Annotated in this window: 23 protein-coding genes; 13 read left to right on the forward strand and 10 right to left on the reverse strand. The window is 60.4% G+C overall.

Going from position 1 to position 22786, the window contains the following annotated elements; all coding sequences use genetic code 11:
• Positions 1-156: 156 nt before the first annotated feature.
• Positions 157-1263: a DUF3187 family protein gene (locus VIZ63_RS20275; RefSeq protein WP_331611588.1), complete on the forward strand. Its 1107-nt coding sequence runs from the start codon at positions 157-159 to the stop codon at positions 1261-1263.
• A 49-nt stretch (positions 1264-1312) separates the two neighbouring features.
• Here the strand turns inward: VIZ63_RS20275 and VIZ63_RS20280 are convergent, their stop codons facing one another.
• Positions 1313-1984, reverse strand: coding sequence for an HD domain-containing protein (locus tag VIZ63_RS20280; RefSeq protein WP_331611589.1), 672 nt, complete (start codon positions 1982-1984; stop codon positions 1313-1315).
• 305 nt (positions 1985-2289) lie between these two features.
• Here VIZ63_RS20280 and VIZ63_RS20285 point away from each other — a divergent pair, with 305 nt between their 5' ends.
• Both VIZ63_RS20285 and VIZ63_RS20290 read left to right on the forward strand, forming a co-directional pair.
• Positions 2290-2457, forward strand: a complete 168-nt coding sequence (locus VIZ63_RS20285) for a hypothetical protein (protein WP_331611590.1) — start codon at positions 2290-2292, stop codon at positions 2455-2457.
• The gene (locus VIZ63_RS20290) at positions 2454-3326 is read left to right on the forward strand and encodes a hypothetical protein (RefSeq protein ID WP_331611591.1); all 873 of its coding nucleotides are present in this window, start codon (positions 2454-2456) and stop codon (positions 3324-3326) included. Before VIZ63_RS20285 ends, VIZ63_RS20290 begins: the two co-directional genes overlap by 4 nt.
• 15 nt (positions 3327-3341) lie before the next feature.
• Here the strand turns inward: VIZ63_RS20290 and VIZ63_RS20295 are convergent, their stop codons facing one another.
• Complete coding sequence (locus VIZ63_RS20295; RefSeq protein ID WP_349261235.1) at positions 3342-3914, reverse strand: TIGR00730 family Rossman fold protein; 573 nt, start codon at positions 3912-3914, stop codon at positions 3342-3344.
• Positions 3915-3929: 15 nt separating this feature from the next.
• Positions 3930-4601 (reverse strand): hypothetical protein, encoded by a 672-nt coding sequence (locus tag VIZ63_RS20300; protein WP_331611594.1) that lies wholly within the window; start codon positions 4599-4601, stop codon positions 3930-3932.
• A 196-nt stretch (positions 4602-4797) separates the two neighbouring features.
• On the opposite strand from VIZ63_RS20300, the gene VIZ63_RS20305 reads away from it, so the two are divergent.
• The 3 genes from VIZ63_RS20305 to VIZ63_RS20315 are packed head-to-tail and all read left to right on the forward strand — an operon-like array spanning position 4798 to position 5825.
• Positions 4798-5148 carry a hypothetical protein gene (locus VIZ63_RS20305; RefSeq protein ID WP_331611596.1) on the forward strand — a complete coding sequence of 117 codons (351 nt, stop codon included), beginning with the start codon at positions 4798-4800 and terminating at the stop codon, positions 5146-5148.
• A 24-nt stretch (positions 5149-5172) separates the two neighbouring features.
• Positions 5173-5577 carry a cupin domain-containing protein gene (locus tag VIZ63_RS20310; RefSeq protein ID WP_331611597.1) on the forward strand — a complete coding sequence of 135 codons (405 nt, stop codon included), beginning with the start codon at positions 5173-5175 and terminating at the stop codon, positions 5575-5577.
• A 59-nt stretch (positions 5578-5636) separates the two neighbouring features.
• Positions 5637-5825, forward strand: coding sequence for a hypothetical protein (locus VIZ63_RS20315; protein ID WP_331611598.1), 189 nt, complete (start codon positions 5637-5639; stop codon positions 5823-5825).
• A gap of 68 nt (positions 5826-5893) precedes the next feature.
• Here the strand turns inward: VIZ63_RS20315 and VIZ63_RS20320 are convergent, their stop codons facing one another.
• The 5 genes from VIZ63_RS20320 to VIZ63_RS20340 form a co-directional block, all read right to left on the reverse strand.
• Positions 5894-6445 (reverse strand): DNA starvation/stationary phase protection protein, encoded by a 552-nt coding sequence (locus VIZ63_RS20320; RefSeq protein ID WP_331611599.1) that lies wholly within the window; start codon positions 6443-6445, stop codon positions 5894-5896.
• Positions 6446-6519: 74 nt separating this feature from the next.
• On the reverse strand, positions 6520-7269 hold the full coding sequence (locus VIZ63_RS20325) for an SDR family NAD(P)-dependent oxidoreductase (protein ID WP_331611600.1): 750 nt from the start codon (positions 7267-7269) through the stop codon (positions 6520-6522).
• Positions 7266-7718 carry a lecithin retinol acyltransferase family protein gene (locus VIZ63_RS20330; protein ID WP_331611601.1) on the reverse strand — a complete coding sequence of 151 codons (453 nt, stop codon included), beginning with the start codon at positions 7716-7718 and terminating at the stop codon, positions 7266-7268. Before VIZ63_RS20330 ends, VIZ63_RS20325 begins: the two co-directional genes overlap by 4 nt.
• A gap of 98 nt (positions 7719-7816) precedes the next feature.
• Complete coding sequence (locus VIZ63_RS20335) at positions 7817-8206, reverse strand: AraC family transcriptional regulator (RefSeq protein WP_331611602.1); 390 nt, start codon at positions 8204-8206, stop codon at positions 7817-7819.
• A 407-nt stretch (positions 8207-8613) separates the two neighbouring features.
• Positions 8614-9429 carry an alpha/beta fold hydrolase gene (locus tag VIZ63_RS20340; RefSeq protein WP_414703822.1) on the reverse strand — a complete coding sequence of 272 codons (816 nt, stop codon included), beginning with the start codon at positions 9427-9429 and terminating at the stop codon, positions 8614-8616.
• 396 nt (positions 9430-9825) lie between these two features.
• Between VIZ63_RS20340 and VIZ63_RS20345 the strand changes: the two genes are divergently transcribed.
• The 6 genes from VIZ63_RS20345 to VIZ63_RS20370 all read left to right on the forward strand — a co-directional run bounded on the left by VIZ63_RS20345 (position 9826) and on the right by VIZ63_RS20370 (position 19542).
• Positions 9826-12747 (forward strand): ATP-binding protein, encoded by a 2922-nt coding sequence (locus tag VIZ63_RS20345; protein WP_331611604.1) that lies wholly within the window; start codon positions 9826-9828, stop codon positions 12745-12747.
• A gap of 2 nt (positions 12748-12749) precedes the next feature.
• Entirely contained in the window at positions 12750-13295 is a 546-nt protein-coding gene (locus tag VIZ63_RS20350) for an Rrf2 family transcriptional regulator (RefSeq protein WP_331611605.1), read from the forward strand.
• A 116-nt stretch (positions 13296-13411) separates the two neighbouring features.
• Positions 13412-14185, forward strand: a complete 774-nt coding sequence (locus VIZ63_RS20355; protein WP_331611606.1) for an alpha/beta hydrolase — start codon at positions 13412-13414, stop codon at positions 14183-14185.
• The gene (locus tag VIZ63_RS20360) at positions 14182-15234 is read left to right on the forward strand and encodes an alpha/beta hydrolase (protein WP_331611607.1); all 1053 of its coding nucleotides are present in this window, start codon (positions 14182-14184) and stop codon (positions 15232-15234) included. The genes VIZ63_RS20355 and VIZ63_RS20360 overlap by 4 nt, the downstream gene beginning before the upstream one ends.
• A gap of 284 nt (positions 15235-15518) precedes the next feature.
• Complete coding sequence (locus tag VIZ63_RS20365) at positions 15519-18464, forward strand: ATP-binding protein (protein ID WP_331611608.1); 2946 nt, start codon at positions 15519-15521, stop codon at positions 18462-18464.
• A 49-nt stretch (positions 18465-18513) separates the two neighbouring features.
• Entirely contained in the window at positions 18514-19542 is a 1029-nt protein-coding gene (locus VIZ63_RS20370; RefSeq protein WP_331611609.1) for an acyltransferase, read from the forward strand.
• Positions 19543-19556: 14 nt separating this feature from the next.
• Here VIZ63_RS20370 and VIZ63_RS20375 read toward each other — a convergent pair whose 3' ends face one another.
• Positions 19557-20108: an NAD(P)H-dependent oxidoreductase gene (locus tag VIZ63_RS20375; protein WP_331611611.1), complete on the reverse strand. Its 552-nt coding sequence runs from the start codon at positions 20106-20108 to the stop codon at positions 19557-19559.
• Between the two features lie 244 nt (positions 20109-20352).
• On the opposite strand from VIZ63_RS20375, the gene VIZ63_RS20380 reads away from it, so the two are divergent.
• Positions 20353-20958, forward strand: coding sequence for a DsbA family protein (locus VIZ63_RS20380; RefSeq protein WP_331611612.1), 606 nt, complete (start codon positions 20353-20355; stop codon positions 20956-20958).
• A gap of 151 nt (positions 20959-21109) precedes the next feature.
• Here VIZ63_RS20380 and VIZ63_RS20385 read toward each other — a convergent pair whose 3' ends face one another.
• The gene (locus VIZ63_RS20385; protein ID WP_331611613.1) at positions 21110-22735 is read right to left on the reverse strand and encodes a hypothetical protein; all 1626 of its coding nucleotides are present in this window, start codon (positions 22733-22735) and stop codon (positions 21110-21112) included.
• Positions 22736-22786: the final 51 nt, after the last annotated feature.

The following is a 22786-nucleotide window of genomic DNA, read 5'->3' on the forward strand; positions in this document are numbered from 1 at the left end:
ATTCCTCGGCGCCTTGCGCAACTGCGTGTCGATGAACAACAGCACGGCGCAACAGAACACGGCCAGGGCCGAACAGATCCCAGTTTGCGCACGTTCCTCCAAGCTTCTGACAGCTCCGCCGTTCAAAGTCGGACCAAATCAATCGAGGTGATCCGCATGAAGGCACGAACTGTCTTTAAGGCCGCGATACTGGCTTGCGCCTCGTGCCAGGCGTGTGTGTCCCACGCCGGGGAGAGTCAGTTCTACGGTCTGCTTCGATCTCGTGACCTCACCGCCTTTGGCTTCCTGCGTCTCGACATGCGACCTGCTTACGCGTTGTCGATTGAAGAGGGCACGTGGGCAATCGAGACGGAGCTCGGTTACCAGAACACGTGGGCGCTAAGTGAAGAGGTAGAGAGATATTTGAAGTCGCTGGAGCCCGCCGGAAGACGAGACCTCGGTCCCGAAGACTTACAGGCGATCCGCGATTTGCCAGGCGAGAACTATCTGCTGGATCTCGAATCAGCGTCACTCGACGTGACGTTCCACTACAAGTTGTCCGATGAATGGACCGGCTATCTGATCCTCAGCGCAGTTTCGTATCAAGGCGGCTTTCTCGACAGCACGATCGAGGGTTTCCACGATACGTTCGGTTTCAGTTCGTTCGGGCGTCCGGCAGTAAGCAAGGATGATGTGAATCTCATCTATGACCTGAAGTCGTCGCAAGTCACGAGCTTTGGTGCGCCGACCGACGGCGGATTCATGGACCCGACGATTGGGATCCGCTACGCCGGCTTTCAATTGCCAGAACGCTGGGGCTTGTCTCTTGAGGCAGCAGCGAAGATTCCCATCGATGGAACGCGACAGCTCTTATCTACCGGCAAGGTCGACTATGGTGTCCAGGCGTCCTTGCAGCGTCGCGGCGCACACCACGCGCTCTACCTCAATGTCGCTGCCGTCTCCTACGGCGGCGCAGAATTTCCGGTGCCGCAAGATTCGCAAATCATTCCCACGCTGATCATCGGGTATGAACATCGCCTAACAGAACGGACGCACGTCAACGTGCAAGCCTATATCAGTAAGAGCGTGTACTCCGACGATCAGACGGATCTCGGTGAATTGACCAGCGAGAAGTATCAATACAGCATCGGATTGCGTCATCGGATCAATCGATTCCTGTTCACGTTCGGTTTTACGGAGAACGTACAGAACGTGAACAATACGCCGGACATCGGGTTTCAGTTGGGCGTGGCGTATATCCCGCACGCCGTGCAAAGACCGTAGGGCGACCGGGTCTAGGCACGGCAGCGAGCCTGGCTGCGGGAGCCCTCGCCTACTCCGCGAACGGCGAGTCGAACAGCAGGTCGACCGCAGAGGGGCGTGTGTATCCCGGCACGAAGCGTTCGCCGAAATCGCGCGCGAAGTTGTCGTAGGTCGTTGTGCTGCGTTCTTGAACGATGCGGCACACATCACGCGTGAACTGGCTCTTCATCTGCAGGCGAGGAAAGGCATCGACAATTTCGTCGATCTGCGATTGCGGCAGCGTTTCGTAACCCCAGCCGCCCCAATCCAAGCCGATGCCGGTCGTGCAGAGAGCCACCTCCGGCTCCTTGTGAAGTCCGATGGACGGTGTGGAGTTCAGTGCGACGCCATCCCAGATCAACTGCGCGCGTGACTCTGACATGCCTTGCTTGCGAGCGAACTCGCGTGCAGCGTTGGCACCCTCGACTTCAAACCTGAGAGGTCCAGTGAAGGCCGGCATGAGTCCCAGGTCGTGCAGCAAGGTGGCCACCGCAAGCACTTCTGGGTCATGCGATGAATTTTGCGCCTGCGCTATCGCTTCCGCGAAAAGCCAGGAGCGCATTGAGTGATTGAACAGGTACGGTTTCGAGTTCTCGCGCGCCATATCGATGGCTCTCGACACCAACGGCGTATCGGGCACAGTCACGCCAGCGAGGACGCGAGTGGCAACGACAACTCGACCCGGAACGGCAATGGCGCTCATCTTTCCTACTCCTCGAACTCGATTGTGAAAGTGATGCATGCACAGGCTCAATGGCTGTGTTAGTCGATGCATCCTGATGCGACACAATCCCAGCGTCTTGGCCTTGTCTCGCTGCTTTTGAACACGCGCCACATGGCCGTCGAACGTGAGCGGCCGGTTGAAGTGAACGGTGGTTCTTGCGCCGAGGACATCCCGATCCAACTGTCGCCTCAAAACGTCAAGAACCAGGGAGTCGTTCTCTATAACGATCGAGAACATTCCTGTGCGTTCACGGAGGCAATATGGGCGACCAGACCGAACATTCGATGTCTACGAAGGTCTACACGACCATTGATGGCCGTGTAGTCATCGAGCAACCCCATGGATCCGTCGTGTTGTTCTCCGCAGAACAGATTCTGACCGTCATCAAAGAATTGCATGCGTGCTACGACTATTGCGCTGCGTGGAAAGAGCCGAGCGGGACAACACCATGAGCAGACCGATCCGCGTCCTGCTACAAACGACCATCGAGTACACCGCGAACGATTGGCACATCGGACGCTTTTCGATGCTTCGGGACTATCTCAGGTCGTTGGAGAACACTGATGGCAGTCCTCAGTTCCATGTAACGACAAGGGATCGCGATCCGATCGAAGCCGCGGATTCCGTACTGTCCACGCTCGAACAAGCGGACTTCGACGAACTCTGGCTGTTTGCCGTTGACACGGGCAATGGCCTCCACACAGAGGACCTCGCAGGAATACTGCGATTTTGGGAGCGCGGTGGCGGACTCATGATTGCCCGTGATCATATGGATCTTGGCTGTTCCATCTGTTCACTGGGTTCGGTAGGCGCCGCGAATGTCTTTCACACCCATAATGCAGCGAGCCCCGTGCCTCCTCCCGATGACCGCGGCACGCCGTACATTCTTTGGCCGAACTTCCACTCCGGTGCGAACGGAGATTACCAGCGCGTCCTGGCCGAACTCCCGGTGCATCCCATCATGCGCGATTCCAACTCCCAGAATGGAGCGGTGATGTACCTGCCCGCGCATCCGCACGAAGGCGCGGTAGTGACTCCGCCATCAAGATCGGGCGCGCGCGCAATTGCCACTGGAAGCAGCCTCGCAAGTGGGCAGCGATTCAACATCGCCGTGGCTTTCGAACGATCGAACGATCACGGTCCTGCAGTCACGCAGTCGACGTTTCACCACTTCGCTGACTACAACTGGGACCCGCGCCGCGGCAGCCCCGATTTCGTCACTGAGACACCGGGCGGTAACCTTGCCACCACACCTGATGCGATGGCTTCCGTTCATTGCTACGTGCGCAATGCCGCGTTGTGGCTCGCCGGTAGGCTCTGAGGTAGATGAGTCTCCTCATAGCCACTTGGGCTCGACGGAAGGACGGTGAGTCGCCATGCGCTGAAGCAACGTCGCCGCATCCGAGTCCGTCAGGAGCAGCGATCGATTGTTGGTGCTCAGTAGACCACGCTCCACAGCGCTATTCAGGAATTCGAGCAGCGCGTCATAGTACCGATTGACGTTTAAGAGACCGCAAGGCTTCGGGTGCAGCGCGAGCTGCGCCCAGGTAAGGACTTCAAAGAACTCCTCGAGCGTACCCAGCCCTCCGGGTAACGCAATGAAGCCATCGGACATGTCTGCCATCACGCGCTTGCGTTCGTGCATCGACGTCGTGACCTTCAGTTCTGACAATCCCCTGTGCGCGACTTCCTTTGCGATCAGAAACTGAGGCATGACGCCGACAACGGTCCCTCCGCACTGCAAGGCTGCGTCCGCCACAGCGCCCATGAGCCCCACGCTCGCTCCTCCGTAAACCAGCCTGTAACCTTGAACGGCCAGCGTAGCGCCGAGAGTGCGCGCGGCCTGCGCAAATTCCTCGTCGAAGCCGACGTTCGAACCTGCGAACACACAAAACGTCCTTCCAGTCATCACGTAACCCACAGCTCACTCCCGAAGGGGAGAGTCGAGCAACCTGTCGACCGTTGACGGCGCCTCATAGCCAGGCACGAAGCGCTCGCCGAAGTCTCGCGCGAAATTGTCGTACGTCGATGCCGGGTGCGATTCGACGATGTCACAGACAGCATCTATGAACCGCTCCTTCATGCTCAATCTCGGATAGGCATCGACGATCGCGGCGATCTGGGATGGCGGAATCCCGGCATAGCCCCGTCCGCTCCAATCCAGCCAAACCCCGGCAGCGCACAGTGCTACTTCGGGTTCCTTGTACAAACCAATGGAAGGCGTCGAGCTGAGCGCGACGCTGTCCCAGACCAGTTGTGCGCGGCGCCTGCTCATCCCCGCCGCAGATGCCAAGTCGCGTGCAGTGTTGGCTCCCTTCACTTCGAAGCGCAGCCCGTCAGCGGATGTCGCGGACAATCCTACGTCGTGTAACACACTGGCGATCGCCAGAACCTCCGCATCATGAGTCGCGTTTCTGGCTCGAGCGATGACGGTAGCAAACAGCCACGATCGCATGGCGTGGTTGAACAGGTACGGCTCGCACTGCTCGTGCGCATGCGTCACAGCGTGTGCGATCAGCGGTGTGTAGGGTACGACGATCCCAGCAATCACCCGCGCCGCGGCGTTCAGGTACAGGACCTGCTCGACCGAACTCATTTCAATGCCCTCGTTCGATGACTGACGACAATTCTCATCGACGCCAGCGTCAGATGTTTGAACAACCCGCGCATCACCGTAACGGAATCGACACGGAGAGAAGAGAACGGGTGCGTTCAAGTCGCGAGCGAATTCAGCAATCCCTGTGCGTCATTTCATCGAACAATGCGGCTAAACGCCCAATCAGGAACGTCGTATGAGTCTCGCTGCCCATCAATTCGTCAACGAAGCCGACGAAGTCGAGTCGATCTCAACAAGGCTCGCCGCATGGTACGACGCGCATTCATCAGTACGCCGTCTGTGGGCCATCGAGGATGGCCGCAGTCTTACCGTGTGTGTCTCTCTCGAGCCCACGTCCGATGGCGATGACTCCTTACCGATATGGCTCGCGATGAATCACGAGTGGAACAGCGATCTGCAATCGATCATTCCGCGCGAAATTCAATTGCGGTTCGTTACATCGGACGTTCTGCCATCCTCTTACGTCACCGGCGATGCAGTGATCGTTGCAGAAATCGATTGGCGTGAATCGTGGATCTACTCCTGACCTATCTTCTACCGAGGACTACCCATGTCGATTCGTAAGCGCATTGCTGCCGCCGTCACCGTCGCGTTGAGTGCCGTGATCCCTGTTTCGGGACACGCTTCCGAGGACGTTGCTGTCAACGAGCTCGTGACGAAGCCGCTTCAGGAGTTTCCAGGAAAGGAAGTCCTGATGATCACGGTGACGTACGCCCCGGGTGCTGCCGATCCAGTGCATCGTCACGATGCCCACGGCTTCATCTACGTTCTGCAGGGTTCGATCGTCATGCAGGTCAAGGGTGGCAAGGAAGTCACTCTATCCCCGGGAGACACCTTCTATGAGGGACCTCACGACCTGCACATCATCGGCAGGAACGCGAGCAAGACAGTTCCGGCGAAGTTCCTCGTCGTGCTTGTGAAGAACACCGGTGCACCCGTGTTCACGGTCGAATAGCTTCGATCGCTGCACTCCGTACGGGTCACAACAGTTGAATGGGGGTATGGGAGAACGCCGTGCACACCGAACGTCAGAAAGAACACGATCTGCAACTGGAAAGGGATGATGAATGGTTGGATGAGGCGCTTCGTGAGACCTTTCCAGCCAGTGATCCCATCCCCTCTGTACACCGAGAGCCGCAACCAGGTAAGCGCAGCGGCGAAAACCCGCCGAAGCGCATAGGGACGGGATCCGCCGACGACTGATGCAATGGTACGCCACCGCGCCCCGAGCAGTGTGAGGCGCAGGTCAGACTTCGCGTTCAGTCTGCGGATCAGCGATTCGTGCGTTGATGCTCCAGGTGCTCAGCGACGAACCAGCTTTGCTGTTCATTGCCGCGCACTACCCTGCCAACGATCAGGTCATTGGTACCGTCGTCCTGAATGTCCGCTGCAGCCCGCGCGAGCTCACGCCCTTCACCAAGAATCATGCGGTGCCCCTCGACGAGTCGTTCCAGTTGGCGCGTTACCGACTCCCGTCCGCGTGGCGCACGTGCAATCCGCGACTCCTGCACAACGTCGGCGGCGAGGGCCAGGCAGACGCCCCCGAGCATCTGGATGCGTTCGGCAAGCTCATCGGCGATCGCCGCCTGCTCTTCGGCGTGCTTGTCGTAGAGAAGATGCAGTTGATAGAAAGTGACACCATGCGTCTGCCAATGCGCCTTCTTGTACAAGTCGCGTAGTGCCAGCGTATGTGCAAGCAAGCGGTTTAGCGCCGCTACACTTTTATGCCGGACCTCGGCACTCAAGCCAATGGCAATGGAAAGCAGGTGACCAAACGGTTGAACGATCTCCTCTGCCCTCTCATTGGAAATGTCTTCGCTCATAAGTTTCTCCTCGACAGTCATGAAAGTCAGGAAAGCGGGACTGCGCCGTGCTCAGCGATATTCGACGAGCGCAGTCAGACCAGCGTGAAACCGCCATCGATGTTGAATACCTGCCCGGTGACCCAGTCGGCGTCCCGGCTGGCGAGCGCCACGATCCAGCGCGCCACATCCTCCGGTACGCCTCTGCGACCCAGCGGGATTGTGTCCCGCTCCTGCGCTTTCACTGCTTCGGCTTGCTCGTGCGAAAGGCCCATGCGTTCTTTGAGAAAGTCACTTTCCACCGGACCGGAAGCGACAGCGTTGACCCTGACGCTCTGTGGCGCGAGCTCCAGAGCCCAGCAGCGCGTCAGATGTTCGAGCGCGGCTTTGCTCGCACAGTAGTCGGCAAGCCCCGCGACCGCCTTCGTTGCGAGGCTGCTCGAGATGTTGACGATCGATCCGCGTGACTTGATCAGATGCGGCACGGCGGCAGCCGCAAGCAGCGTTGGCCCCATCGTGTTGACGGCATAGACTGCGTTGACGTGCTCTGCCGTGGTCTCCGCCAATGGCATCGGCACGCCTGCGCCCGCGTTGTTGACCAAGACGTCCAACCTTCCCCACAACTCGATCGCTTTGGCGACGGTGCGTTGGGCGTCCCCGGGCTTGCTGACGTCTGCGGCCAACCACTCGATGCGTGCCTCCACACGTGCAATCTCTTCGAGTCTCGTGGCGCGACGCCCGGTGATAAGGACGTGGGCCCCGTCCACGGCGAACGCTCGGGCTGCTGCCAATCCGATTCCGGCTCCGCCGCCGGTGATGATCACGACCATGTCTTTGACGCTCATTGATTGCATCCTCGATCTGATGAATGACATGACACGGCAGTCGTGGGCACGCCGAGCGCGCGTGTCGCGCGAGCAATTACGTTGCGGGTGAGCCGCAGTGGCCAGAAAATCCAACGCAGCAGGCGATCCACTTGATAACTCCGCTGCTCAGCGTGCACGCACCATTCGCAGAAGTGCTCGCAGTTGTTGCTGAGCACGCGATAGCGGTTTTCGCCGATCCGAGACAGGGCGCGCTGAGCAATCTCGGCGCCGCTGAAACGGGACGTTGCCTCAAGCAGAACCCGAAGCGGATGCCCACGCGTGAACTGCTCTATCGAGACAGTTTCGATGGGCCCGATGCGCAGACCGTGCTCGAAACCACGGTAGTGCGCCACGAGACCATTACCCAGGTAGATGCCGTGATGAATGTAGAAGGCGCGAGGCGTCACCACATGCGCGCCGAGCTGCAACATCGATTCGGCCCTACCCACGTGGTAGGCGCGAACTGCTCCTCGTCCTTCTCTACCGCTCACTGCCGTTCTCCGCATTCAATGCGCTTCTGGCAACCTCAGACGCTTTCGATCGGCTCGCCGATGCGAGCGCGCCGCCAGGCTCTCGGACTCTCGCCAACAACCCTGCGGAATAACCTGCTCAGGTGTGCCTGGTCCGCAAGCCCGCAATCGAGTGCGATCGCACTCAAGGGGGCATCCGTCGACAACATGAGACCTTGTGCTCGCTCGATCCGCCGACGAATCACGTACTCGTGCGGCGGTTCGCCGAAACTGTTGCGAAAGGCGCGGCCGAAGTGCGACGCGTTCAATCGCGCGACTGCGGCGAGGTCCTCGTTCCTGATCGTCCGATCGAGATGCGCATCGACGTAGTTGGCAACCTTGCGGATCTGCCATGGTGCCAGGCCGCCGCGCGCCTGGTCTTTGTCGGGCGCCGTTGTTTCACCCATTCCTCGCAGCATCTCTGCAGCCCGTCGGAGGCTGTCCTCAGCAGTACTGCGCTCGTTGTCCAGTGCACTCCTGACGGCACTGCACAGCTCGGACATTGCCGTTCTGACCGCTCGCAGCGAAAACCCGTGCTTCGCCAGCGGATCCGCCTGCTCAACAATGTCCTCCACTCGCTGGATGGCGCTCCACGATTCATCACCCGACGATGGATCAGTGTCGGAAGTCCGCGATCTGCTGTGTTGTCGTTCGTGACCGGCTTCGGCATCGCAGACTGGTGGAACCAGTCCTGACAGCGCGACCGGAAGGGATAGGTTGTCCATGAGTCACTCCAGAAAGTCGATGTCGTCGAGGCATTCTCTTGGCGATGAGCGCGGCCTCTCCAACTCTGGAGAGGCCGTATCGCTACCAATCAGCTGCGAAGGAACGCCAACAAATCCGCGTTGATTTGATCCTGATGCGTCACCGTCAGACCGTGCGGCGCACCGGGGTAGTAGATGGCTTTGACGTTCTTGAGGATTCGCTCTGCCTTCCTTGCAGAGTCATGGACGGGAACGATCTGATCGTCTTCACCGTGCATGAGCAGGGTGGGGACGTCGATCTTCTTGAGATCCTCCGTGAAATCGGTTTCGGAAAACGCCTTGATACATTCATAAGCATTCTTGAGGCCGACCTGCATGCTCCACAGCCAGAACTGATCGAGTGTGCCCTGAGAGACTTTCGCGCCTTCACGGTTCGCGCCGAAGAACGGGATGGCGAATTCCTTGTAGAACTGCGAACGATCCTTCGCGAGGGAGGTACGCAACCCATCGAAGACCTCGAGAGCAATCCCTTCTGGATTCGCCGCGGTCTTCAGCATGATCGGCGGCACCGCGCCGATCAGTACGGCTTTCGCCACGCGCTTCGATCCGTGACGCGCGATGTAGCGCACAACCTCGCCCCCACCGGTTGAATGTCCGACCATGGTGACGTTCTTGAGATCGAGCGTTTCGATGACGGCCGCGAGATCGTCGGCGTAGCCGTTCATGTCGTTGCTGGAGGACGCTTGCTCCGAGCGACCGTGACCGCGACGGTCATGCGCGATCACGCGGAAGCCTTGCTGCGCAAGGAACTGCATTTGTCCGTCCCACGCGTCGGCGTTGAGCGGCCAGCCGTGCGAGAAGGTGACAACGGGACCTCGGCCCCAGTCCTTGTAGTAGATCTGGGTGCCGTCTTTGGCGGTAATCATGTTCACGGGATGGTTTCCTCTGGATTGGGAAGTAGACGCGGAGTTTTTCCGCGAGGGTTCTGCCAGAGCGGCAACGGGTGCGACAGCACCTGCGGCGACGATGGCTGCGGTGAGGATGTCGCGACGGGTGGTCGTGACTTCCGAGGACGGTGTGTTCATCAAGCTGTCTCCGTGGTGGGTTGAGATCGATCGCTCTGCGTGCGACAGACTCTCCCACCGCCGGGCAGCGGCCCCAAGTTCAGCGGTGTTAAGCCGCGTTAAGCGGTCGCCAGATCGACTCCGTGCCACTCCAACGGTTGTTTTCGCCGGCGTTCTGCGTATTCTTGACTCCGACCTCCGATGTCGGAGTCAGAGGACTCCGACTGAGCTACCGACGTTCCCCTGAGGCTACTGGTCATGACCAGTCCGGATTTCCAGTTCGCATCGTTCGGTCCCTTCCGGCTGTCTGCCAGCACTCGCCAGCTTTTGCGCGATGGCGCTCCTCTCATCTTGGGCGATCGTGCATTCGATATCCTCGCGGTCCTGGTTGAGAACGCGGGCCAGATCGTCAGCCAGAAGGAGTTGATGGCGCGCGTTTGGCGCGATCTCATCGTCACTCCCGGCAATCTGCGTGTTCATATGACCGCGCTGCGCAAGGCGCTCGATGACGGGCAAGCCCGCTACATCCGGAACGTCACTGGCCAGGGGTATTGCTTCGTGGCGCCGGTGACGTACACCAGGCCTCAGGATTCAGTGCCCTGCGGCACTAAGCCTGCCTACGCACACGCGCTGCCACTTGCATTGCGTCGAATGATCGGTCGCGACGAAACCGTTCGCGCCATTGCAGCCGACCTGCGTACGGATCGCTTCGTCACCATCGTCGGGCCAGGCGGGATGGGAAAGACCACGGTGGCCGTGTCCGTCGCACACGCAATGCTGGACGAGTTCGACGATGCAGCGTTTTTTGTCGACCTCGGCGCACTCACTGACCCGGCGCTGATCACCGCGACTGTCGCCTCCACGCTCGGCGTATCAGTTCAATCGGCCGACCCGCTGCCCGCCCTGATGAGCTTTCTGCAGACAAAGCGCGTACTGATCGTCCTGGACAATTGCGAGCATGTGATCGATGCGGCCGCGTCGTTAGCAGAGGCGATGTTCAACGGTGCGACCGATGCGCACATCCTCGCTACCAGCCGTGAAGCGTTGCGAGTGGAAGGTGAGCATGCGCACTGGCTCCACCCTCTGGCGTTTCCCGCGCCCAATGACCGCCTGAGCGCCACGGAGGCGCTGTCCTTTCCGGCGGTCAAACTTTTCGTCGATCGAGCTCTGGCAAGCGATTCTCACTTCGAGCTCACCGACGAAAACGTATCAGTCGTTTCAGAAATCTGTGGCCATGTCGATGGCATCGCGTTGGCAATCGAGATCGTCGCGGGGCGCGTCGGCACCTACGGACTGACGGGAACAGCTGACCTTCTGAAGAAACAGCTCGGTTTGCAATGGCAAGGGCGCCGTACGTCCCTGCCCAGGCATCAGACGCTGCAGAGTCTGATCGATTGGAGTTTTGGCTTGCTCTCGTCACCGGAACAGCAGGCGTTACGCCGACTGTCGATGTTCGTGGGTAGGTTCGACGTGGACGCAGCTCAGGCAGTCGCCTCAGATACCGGAATGCATCCCGGGGAAGTCGCGCACGTGATCGATCAACTGATTGCGAAGTCACTCGTGTCATCCGTGACGACGCCTGAAGGTTCAACGTGCTACCGACTCCTGGAAACCACGCGGCTGTACGCAGCTGAAAAACTGGCAAGGAGTGGGGATGCAGATGCGGCCGCCGAGCGGCATGCGCGGTATTTTTTGAACGTACTACTTGCGGAATCGGATAGCCCGACCCAGCCGCCTTTGCGGCATGATCACTTGGGCAATCTACGCGCGGCGCTCGAGTGGTGCTTCTCCGCGCAGCGCCACCCTGACCTCGGGATCGCCCTCGCCGCAGCCATCGCACCGCTCCTCTTGAATCTCTCGTTGTGGAGCGAGTGCCGCAGATGGAGCGAGTCGGCGCTGTCGCTCCTGCCAGATGCCATGAAGGGCGGCACGTTCGAGCTGGTGTTGCAGGAAGCGCGCTCGATGTCCTTGTTGATGACTGCGGCCGCCGATGCACGTACTGCCATCGATCGCGGCCTGCAGATCGCGCGAGATCTCGGCGAGGCGCAGATTCGCTTCCGACTGCTCGCCGCGCTGCATGTCTATCTGCTTCGCATGACTGACTTCAAAGCAGGTCTCATCGTCGCCGAGGAGATGGATGCCGTCGCGAAAGAGTCCAATGATATTTCACTCCGGGCGATCGCCGATTGGATGCTGGGCTCGTCGCACTTCGTTCTCGGCAATCCAGTCGAGGCAAAGCAGCACTTCGAAGAGGGATTCGCGCTGCCACTGGAAGCCGGCAACCGCCAACAACTCGCCGGAATGTATTTCCGCACGCGGGCGCTCTATGGCCTGGCGCGGGTCCTGTGGCTCTGCGGCTATCCCGATCGCGCTCTGCGACCGGCCCGACAAGCCATTGATGAGGCGGCGGCAACCGATTCCCCTGTCAATGTCAGCTACTCGCTAATCTACAACTGCTACGTGTTCCTCTGGTGCGGTGAACTCGACGCTGCACAGGAAATGATCGAGAAGGTCATGATGCAACCTCATTGGGACGGCCGCCTGATTTGGTTCCACGTCGAGGCGCTTGCGCTGAAGGGCGAGCTGCTCGTACGTCGCGGCCACCTCGACGAGGGAATTACGCTTCTACGACGTGCGCTCGCGGACATGCATGCTGCCAGCCAGAAGCATCTCATGCTGACCGTGACCGCATGCTGGCTGGCCGAAGCGCTGGCCGGAATCGGTCAACTCGGCGAGTCACTCGAGATCATCGATGACGCCGTTGCGCATTCGCCCAGCGGCGAAGCATCGTGGATGGCGCCTGAACTGTTGCGCGTCCGAGGCCGTGTTCTTCTGTCTATGGAGAAACTGCAGGAGGCCGAGCAATCCCTTCTGCACTCGCTCGCACTGGCGCGGCGCCAGGGCGCCAGGGGTTGGGAACTACGCACGGCAACAACGCTCTCGCAGCTCTACTCGGCGCAGCAGCGTGACACCGAAGCCCGCGACCTGCTCTCGACCATCTACGGGCAGTTCACGGAAGGTTTCGACACTCCGGACCTGGTGAATACCCGGCGGCTGCTGCAGGAATTGGAATCGACGGGGAAATCTCCGGTGACACAGATGGATCGGAAGTTGGCGGATCGTTCTGCGTCTTCGAGTAGTGCCTGTGCACGGGCCGAGACAGCATGGCGGAGCGCCTAGGAATGTCTTACATCAGCAACGCCGTGGAATATGCGCTGCATTGCCTGCTGTATCTGGTGGACACGAGGAATCGTCCCGGCAGCGTGAGCACGCGTGACCTTGCCGCTCTGCAGGGTGTATCCACTGAATACCTGGCGAAGATCTTCACCAAATTGCACCGGGCAGGCATCGTCGCGGGCACAGAGGGCGCCGGCGGCGGCTTCGCACTGGCGCGCACGCCCGAGAAGATCAGCGTCCTGGACGTCATCGTCGCGATCGACGGCAAGAAGCCGCTGTTCGACTGCAAGGAAGTTCGCCTGGGCTGTGCACTCTTTGGCTCGTCGGCTCCGCGATGGGCTTCACGAGGCGTGTGTTCGATTCACGCAGTCATGCTGGAAGCCGAGGCCCGGATGCGCACTGTGTTTGCGACCCACACTCTGGCAAGTATCACGAGTCGTGTCGAAGCAAAAGCGCCAGCCAGCTTCTACACAGATGTCTCCGATTGGCTGGCTCGTCGCCCCGTAGCCACTCGTCGCGCGACTCCGCGGCCTTCCAGATCACGGCGCTGATCATAACTACGACACCAACACACTCCCGTTCAACCCTTGCTGCTCCTCTTCAAGTTTCCGGTCTCCCGAACCCGGACACTGCGCATCCAGGCAGTCTGATCACGAGGAGACATCGCATGAAGAGTCCATTTGCCGCCACTCTGCTCGGGTTGCTCGCAGCAACAGGTGCCACGGCAGAACCGACGAAGCCCACCATCGTTCTGGTGCACGGTGCCTTCGCCGATGCATCGAGCTGGAATGGCGTGATCGAGATACTGGAGAAGAATGACTTTCCCGTCGTCGCGGTCGCGAATCCTTTGCGCGGTGTCGCCAGCGATGCGCGGTACGTGTCAGACGTCGTCAAAGGACTGGACACTCCCGTCGTCCTCGTCGGCCACTCTTACGGCGGCTCTGTCATCAGCTCATCGCAGATCGCGACCGATAAGGTGACTGCGCTCGTGTACGTCGCCGCGTTCGCCCCCGAGGCTGGAGAAACCGCGGCCGGCCTTTCGGCGAAGTTTCCGGGAAGCACACTCGGCGCTGCGCTCGCAGCACCTGTGTCGTTATCGGGCGGCGGGAAGGATCTGTACATCCAGCAGTCACGATTCCACGATCAGTTTGCTGCAGACGTATCTATAGGCGAAGCGGCTGGCATGGCTGCAGGTCAGCGCCCCATCACGGAAGCGGCTCTCAATGAAGCTGCGAGTGCGCCAACCTGGAAATCCGTTCCGTCATGGTTCATCTATGGCGATCAGGACAAGAACATTCCGCCGCAAGCTCTGGCGTTCATGGCCGAGCGAGCCAAGGCCAGGAAGACGGAGGTGATCCGCGGCGCATCGCACGTCGTCATGGTTTCGAATCCCGAGCAGGTCGCGAAGATGATCGAGCTTGCGGCCGGCGGACTGCGATGACCTCAGCAGACGCGAGCGACCCGGTCAACTTCCATCGCCGACGCTTCGTGCGAATTGCCTCTGCGGGTTTAGCCCTGTTGCCGACGAGCGCTGTGACGTTCGGAAGTGAGGCACGTGCAGTGACACCAGCCGGACCTGCGATGCCGTCCTTCGGTCCGCTGCGACAGATCGATGCGGGTGGTCTGAGCATCGGCTACGTCGATGCCGGGCCGAGCGATGGACGCCCAGTGATCCTGCTGCACGGTTGGCCGTACGACATCCACAGCTATGCCGAGATAGTCCCAGCACTCGCCAGCAAGGGATTTCGCGTCATCGTTCCCTACTTGCGCGGATTCGGGACGACACGCTTTTTGTCCGGCAGTGCCATGCGCAATGCACAGCAGGCCGCGCTCGCGGTGGATGTCGTCGCATTGATGGATTCGTTGCGACTGGAGAAGGCGCTGCTCGCCGGCTTTGATTGGGGCGCGCGCGCAGCCAACGTCGTCGCCGCACTCTGGCCCGAGCGTTGCCGTGCCATGGTGTCAGTCAGCGGCTACCTGATCGGCAGCCGCGAAGCCAACAGAGCGCCTTTGCCGCCAAAGGCGGAACTTGGCTGGTGGTATCAGTTCTATTTCGCAACGGAGCGCGGGCGCGCCGGTTACGCCGCCAATCGACGCGATTTCGCGAGGCTGATCTGGCAGCTCGGCTCGCCTGCCTGGAATTTCGACGCTGCAACGTTCGATCGCTCCGCGACGGCCCTGGATAACCCGGATCACGTCGACGTCGTGATCCACAACTACCGATGGAGAATCGGAATCGCCCCAGGTGAGGCGAAGTACGACGTGCTCGAAGAACGCCTTGCTGCAAGTCCCCTCATCTCCGCTCCGACCATGACGCTCGAAGGCGACGCCAACGGAGCTCCGCATCCGGACAGCGGGTCCTACGCAAAGAAGTTCACCGGATGGTACGAGCATCGGCTGATCAAGGGAGGTGTCGGACACAACCTCCCGCAAGAGGCTCCACAGGCGTTCGTCGATGCGGTCGTCGATATCGATGGCGTGCGCGCATAGCGACACCGCAGAAGACAGGGCCGGCAGATTGCGCCCGCCCCCTTGCGCGGACCCAGGTGGGTCGGCCCGGTGGCAGGCGGGTTAAGTACCGCGAGCAAATCCTTGCCCGGAGCTCATTTCCGGCGCGGACATGAGCGACCGACTTTGGTGCGGTCCTTCTGCGCTGGGCTGCACAGACGAACGGGGTTATGTTTGCCGTGGATCGCGGTATGCTTAGCGTCTACTCCGACTCGGGGTGTCGGAGTTCGTCCGAGGTTCCAGACTCCCCTACGGATTTCGCTGCCATGACCGGCCCAGACGACGGTATCGCATCCTTCGGACCGTTTCGCCTCTCACCGGCGACTCGCCAGCTCGAACGCGACGGTGTGCCGCTCGCGTTGGGAGATCGCGCGCTGGATATCCTGATCGTGCTGGTCGAACACGCCGGCGAGATCGTGAGTCATCGTGACCTGATCACGCGTGTCTGGCGTGGACTCGTGGTGACCCCAGGAAATCTGCGCGTCCATATGACCGCATTGCGTAAGGCGCTCGGCGACGGAACCGACGAGACTCGTTACATCGAGAACGTCGTTGGCCAGGGCTACTGCTTCGTGGCGCCGGTCACTCTCACGAAGACGGCGACAAGAACTACGCCGGCCCTGCCCTCCGCCGCATCCACCACGGCGCAGCTGCGAGGATTGCCGCCCGTGCTTACACGCATGGTCGGTCGCGAAGATGTGGTTCGCACAATCGTTGCCGACCTGTGGACCGATCGGTTCGTGACGATCGTCGGTCCTGGCGGCGTGGGCAAGACGACGGTGGCCGTATGCGTCGCGCACGCGATGCTCGATGAGTTCTCCGGCAACGTGTGCTTCGTCGATATCGGCGCCATCACGGATCCAGGGCTGCTCGCCACAACCGTTGCATCGACGCTTGGTCTCACCAATCAAAGCCCCGACACGCTTGCGACGCTGATGTCGTCGTTGCAGTCCGAACGTCTGCTGTTGGTCCTCGACAATTGCGAGCACGTCATCGATGCGGCCGCATCACTTGCCGAGTTGATCTTCAGCCAGGCACCCAAGGTCCACATTCTCGCGACCAGTCGTGAAGCGCTTCGCGTCGAGGGTGAACACGCACATTGGCTGCGCCCGCTCGCGAACCCACCGGACGATGCTCCGGTGGATGCGCAAGCGGCGCTCACGTTTCCAGCGATCAAGCTGTTCGTCGAGCGCGCAGTCGCCGGCGACAATCGCTTCGAACTGACTGACGCAAATGCGCCGATCGTGGCAGGACTCTGCCGCCGGCTCGATGGGGTCGCGCTCGCGATCGAGTTCGTTGCGGGCCGGGTAGGCATCTACGGCCTGCAAGGAACGGCGGATCTCTTGGACAAGCGCCTCGGACTGCACTGGCAAGGACGTCGTACGGCGTTGCCAAGGCACAAAACGCTTCATGCACTTCTCGACTGGAGCTACGAGCTGCTGCCGGAATCGGAGCAACGAGCGCTGCGGAGATTCGGGATCTTCGTCGGCCCGTTCAAACTTGAAGCGGCGCACGCGGTTGCATCTGCAGGTTCATCTGCTGACGAATGGGACGAAGCCGGGCTCGCGAGCGCAGTCGACTCGCTGATCGCGAAGTCGCTCGTATCGACGTACGAGACGTTGGAAGGCGGGACGAGTTATAGGCTGCTCGAGACGACGCGCATTTACGCACTCGAGCAGTTGGAAGAAGCCGGCGAAACGGAATCGACCGCTGAGCGACACGCACGCTACTTCGCTGGATGGCTGAGCAAGGCGGCCGAAGCAGCCCGTTCACATCACGAGCAGTTGGGCAACCTGCGCGCGGCGCTCGAATGGTGCTTTGACAATCGCAGCGGAACGTCGCCTGCCAAGACCGAACTCGGCGTCGAGCTGGCCGCCGCCGCCGTTGCTACGCTGCTGCACTTCTCGCTCTGGACCGAATGCCTCACCTGGAGCAAGGCTGCGTTGGCTCGCCTTCCAGATTCGACATGCGGCGGTCGGCGTGAGCTTGTATTGCGGGAAGCGCTCGCGATCTCATCGATGTACACCGGCGCAGCCGATGTTCGGCCTGCGATCCTCCGAGGTATCGAGATCGCTCACCAACTGTCGGAAACAACGATTCACTTGCGGCTGCTCGCCTCCCTGCACTTCCTTTCGCACCGCGTCACAGACTTTCACGCATCGCTCGCCATCAGCGAAGAGATCGGTGCTGTCGCGAGAACGACCGACGACGTGATCTTATGGGCCATTTCGGACTGGCTGCAGGGCTCATCGCAATATTGCCTCGGCAATCAGGCGGCCGCGTTGCAGCTCTTCGAGCGAGGCTTCACGCATGGCGGCGACCATTACACCGCCAGTGCCCGGCAACTCGGGATCTACTACCGTTCGCGAGGGCTGACCGGGCGCGCTCGCGTTCAATGGTTGTGTGGCTACCCAGACCGGGCGTTGCAGACCGCGAGGCAGGCACTGGCGGAGTCTGCAGAAACCGCGCTGGTCAACCGTAGCTACACATTGCTCATCGTTTGTCACGTCTTCCTGTGGCGCGGCGATTTGAACACCGCATGGGACGTGATCGAGAAGGTGATGGCGCAGCCGCATTGGCAAGGCCGCCTCGTATGGTTTCACACGGAGGCACTCGCCTTGAAAGGCGAAGTTCTGCTCCGCCGGGGCGACCTCGCGAAAGGTATCGAACTGCTGCGCACAGCCTTGAACGACATGAAGACGAAGAACCAGAAGAACCTCATGCTGACCGTTACCGCATGTGCTCTCGCAGAAGGCCTGGCCGCGGCGGGACACCTCGAAGAAGCACTGGCTGTAATCACCGACACGCTCGCTCATCCGCCGGGCAACGCGGAGACTTGGGAAGCACCGGAGCTGCTGCGAGTCAGGGCGAACATTCTTCTGTCGATGCCACAGTCGGACGAAGGCGACGCCGAGCGTTGTCTGCTCCATTCGCTCGCGCTCGCGCGGCGTCAATGTGCGAAGGGATGGGAGCTACGCACGACGACAACTTTGGCGCAGCTTCGCGCACGACAGGGGCGCGACGCCGAGGCTCGAGAAGTGCTTGCGAATCTATACGCTCAGTTCACCGAAGGCTTCGATACTCGGGATCTCAAAGCGGCCGAGCGGCTTCTCGCAGAACTTGATCGCAGGATCACCTCCGAAGAGCGCGCCATCGACCTTAGTGTCGCAACGCCAAGTGATGCGCGTACGATTCCCAGCGCCGCGACATGAGAGACTGCCAGGCTGCTGCATTTCCGGCTCATTGTCGTGTGAGACGCGAATGATGCGCTACAACCCGGCGCTCGATGGTATTCGCGCTCTGTCGATCCTCGCAGTCATTCTTTTCCACTGTGACGTTCCGTGGGGTGGCGGCGGCTTCATCGGGCTGGATGTGTTCTTCGTCCTTTCCGGCTATCTCATCACTTCGCTCCTTGCGGCTGAACACCATAGCGGGGGCATCGCGATCGGGCAGTTCTATGCTCGACGTGCGCTGAGACTTTACCCGACGCTACTGCTTCTCATCGCAGCCTACGTCCTGCTTGCGCCTGCGCTGTGGCCGACCGACAACAAGTGGTTGATTGCCGGCCTCACCGGTTTCTATCTGATGGACTACGCGCTTGCCTTTTGGAATCTGCCGCTGACGATCGGGCACACGTGGTCGCTGGGAATCGAAGAAAAATTCTACTTGCTATGGCCGCTCGTGCTGCCCTTCCTATTACGAACGCGGCGTCCGATTGTGTGGCTCTTTGCGGCATTCATTGCCGTAACTGCGTGGCGCTATTACGTGACGGTGACGTGGGGATGGCAGCAAGGCTATTTCTCTTTCGACACACGCATGAGCGGCATTCTGATCGGAGCCATTGCTGCTTTGCTGCCGCTCAAGATGTCGAGGCATGCGGTCATCGTTGCGTGCGGCGCGCTCATCATCGTCGTTGCCGCGCCGTTCATGCCTTCCGTGCCAGCGCGGCTCGCCGCAGAGGGTGTAACACTCATCGTCACATTGGCGGAGCTCTCAGCGTTCGTCATCGTGCGGTATGCAGCCGACCATGGAACAGGCAGCCTCCTTCTCGCTTCACCGCCGTTGGTCTACATCGGCCGGTTGTCCTATGGCATCTACCTGTGGCACTGGCCTGTCGTCTTCCTGCTCAAAGACGTCCATCACCAACCTTGGTGGATCTCGCTGAGCGCAACCGTCATGTTCTCATTCGCAATGGCAGTGCTTTGTCTGAAATTCGTTGACATGCCGATCAAGCGCTGGCGTGAACGTGCGTGGGCACCGAGGCAGCGCGCTACTGCCACGGCGGCCTGAGACCGGACACACCCTCAACGTGCGCGGATCATCGATTCGAACGCGGTCAGAAAATCCGAGAGGAATCTGCGTCTGGTTTCGTCGGCAATGTGACCCGTGTCGTCGACCAGCGTCGCGACGCCGCCGATGTACGCCTCCGGCTGCCGCAGCGTCGGCATGTCGAGAAACACGAGGGACTGACGCAGGTGATGGTTGGCCCCGAAGCCTCCAACAGTACCCTGTGACACGCTGATCACAGCCGCGGGCTTTCCTGCCCAAACGCTCTGCCCGTACGGCCGAGAGCCGACATCGATCGCATTCTTCAGCACGCCGGGCACCGATCGGTTGTATTCGGGCGTGGCGAATAGCACGGCATCGGCTCGCTCGATGCGTTCTCGAAATGCCGTCCATTCCATAGGCGGCATACGATCGAGATCTTCGTTGTAAATCTGCAGTCCGCCGATCTCCACGATGCCGATGCGCATCGAAGGCGGCGCAAGTGGCTCCAACGCATGGACGAGGCGGCGGGTATATGACCCGCGGCGCAGGCTACCGATGATGGCCGCGACGTCGAATGAAGTGGACATGTGAACCTCGAAGTGATTGCTCGTGGTTCACGGTACGACAGCAGATGCGGAGGTTCTTGGCTGAACTGTGCTCGACTATTCCGGTTCGCCGCAGTTCTATTCTGCAAGCCAGATGCGTGCGATTTGCGGCGCACGACATCTACAACTCACGAGCGACTGGTCCAGGTGAGCGATCGCAGAGTGACTGTAGTGTTCTCACATCCGATAACAGTCCACGCGGCAACGACTGACGAGAGAACAGTCCATGAGCATCCACAGACGAACGGATTTGGTCGACATTGTCGATGCAACTGATCACATTCGAGGCCCCATACACGCCCCGATCACGCTGCTCGAGTACGGCGACTTCGAATGTCCCGGCTGCAAACAAGCCAGCGGCGCACTGAAGATCATGCTGGCGCGTTTTCCCGAGCAGGTGCGTCTCGTGTTTCGCCATTATCCTTTGGAGTCTTCGCACCCACATGCATTAATGTCCGCGCAAGCCGCCGAGGCCGCAGCAGCACAAGGAAGATTCTGGCAGATGCACGATCTCCTGTTTGCCAACCAGCGCCATCTCGAAACGAAACGCCTGCATGGCTATGCGCGAGACCTTGGGCTCGACATGGCGCGATTCGTTGCCGAGATGGACGATGCCGTGTACCTGCAGCGCGTCCGTGAGCATATCGACAGCGGCAAGCGCAGCGGCGTTCGGGCGACACCGGCATTCTTCGTGAATGGCGTGATCAAGGACGTCTCGTTTGGAATGGCCGGGCTGTTCGACGCGGTTGAGCATGAAGTTGAGAGTAACGTGCCCTACGCCTCGGGTTATCGAATCTGTCCAGTGTCACGTCGATTCGAGAACGGGTATTGAAGGTTCGATCAGTTCCGCCCAGGTGCCACGGGAAACCGTCCAAGGCAGCGTTGCAACGGCACACCAGGCTGCCGCCTGCTTTGGACCCGATTCCGGGCGTCCAAGATAAGCGCGCAATCGGCAGCTCGCGAACGTCCGGCGATCTCGTCCCCTACTCATCCGGCCGACTCGACGGCTCCCATTGCGCCGGACTCGACCTCACGAGATCCTTCAGATCTTCCACACTCGCCGCCCCCGCCACTTCTCGCTTACCCAGTACCGCCGCGGTCGAGAACGAGACCATGCGTGCCGTGACGTACTCGCTGTTCTCCACGCCAGAATCGACCTCAGCATGCGGCCCGCGGACGACGACGATCTCTTTCAATCCTTTCGCACGCCGATAGGAATCGAACGTCGCCTCCAGCGATTCGGCGAAGTCCCACAGCCCCCGGGCAAAGAAGACCGCCGGCCATTCATCGATATGCGCCATCGGTTCCGAGGAGGGCAGCATCACGACCTTCTTCTCGATCCGTGCGCGCGCTTCGTCGAGCACACCGGCATCGATATCGACCGGCGCTGGCCGGGCGCCGACGCCGCCACCGACAGTTGCCAGGAGCAGTGCGGCTTTGACGTTGTAGCGATGCGGCGGTAAGCAGTGCACTTTCGGTAGGTCGTAGCTGCAGTCCTCTGCAAAGTTCTGATGCATTGCCCAGGCGGTCGTGATGGAGCCCTGCGAAGATCCGCCGAAGATGACGGGGATCTGCTTCGCTTTCATTCCGGCAAGCAATCGTCCTCGCAGAGCCGCTCCTTCCAACACATGTCCTGACGGCGACAACGCTCGCAGTCCCTCTCCCGACTCCAGCGCATCGAGAGCGCGCCACATGTCGCGCCCCTGCTCGAGCGTGTTCACGGCGTTGTAGCCGCCGGAGATACCGTGGCCGCGCTTGTCGAATGTGAGAACGTCGAAGCCGGCGCGGTTCAGTTCGTAGATGTGATTGCGCCAACCTCGTGCGCCGAACTGCTCGGTCGCGGCATCTGGAAAGGTGCGCGCAACGTACGCAGCCTTCGCTGGGTCGTAATCGTAGGGTCGCGCGTTTGCTGCCTGAATCGCCGTCGTTTCGACACTGCGGCCGCCCATGAGCACCGCGAGCGCCCGCATCCTTCCACCCTTCTCGTCTGGTACACCCATTCCTTCGAGATACCAGCCACGCAGTGCGACCGGATCGGTTCGCTTCATGTGCAGGCGTTCATACGCTTCACGCGGTACCCGGAATTCGATTGTCCAGGTTCGCGCTTCGGTTTCAGCGATCGGCTCACGATACTTCGCTGTCCCAAAGTATCTCGGACGCCGGATGTGCTTCAGATCGACCACACCGTGCGGATCGATCTTGCCGGCAGGATCTACCGCTCCCGTCGCACGGAACTCGCCGGGTACCTTGTTCAGCGGCGGAATGCTGGCGAGCTTCTCAATGCATGCGCGGTCCTTCTTGCAGGCTCTGTACTTCGCTTTGATCTTCGCGTCGGTGAACTCGGCGGCGAAGTAGTCAACACCCCTGTAGTCGGGTGGCGCGAAGCGAGCGCGGTACGTGAACGGCACGCACACTTTGCCAGCCGGGTCCTGAACAAAATAGCCCGGCAGGTCCATGAAGAGATCGTAGTTGACGCGCGCGACGCACTCGACCGGAGGCGCTCCGGGCGAAACGTACGTCGGCTTCGTCTCGGCCGTATGAGCGAACTGCGCAATGACAGCTGAAACAAACAGCGAGAGAGCAATGGTTACGTTGCGGGCGGGATGCATAGTCTTGTGCTGAAAGTTAAGTAACAGAATGCCTCCGGCCAGGTCGGCCTC

Source organism: Povalibacter sp. (genome assembly GCF_036520495.1).
In the GTDB taxonomy this organism is placed as follows: domain Bacteria; phylum Pseudomonadota; class Gammaproteobacteria; order Steroidobacterales; family Steroidobacteraceae; genus Steroidobacter.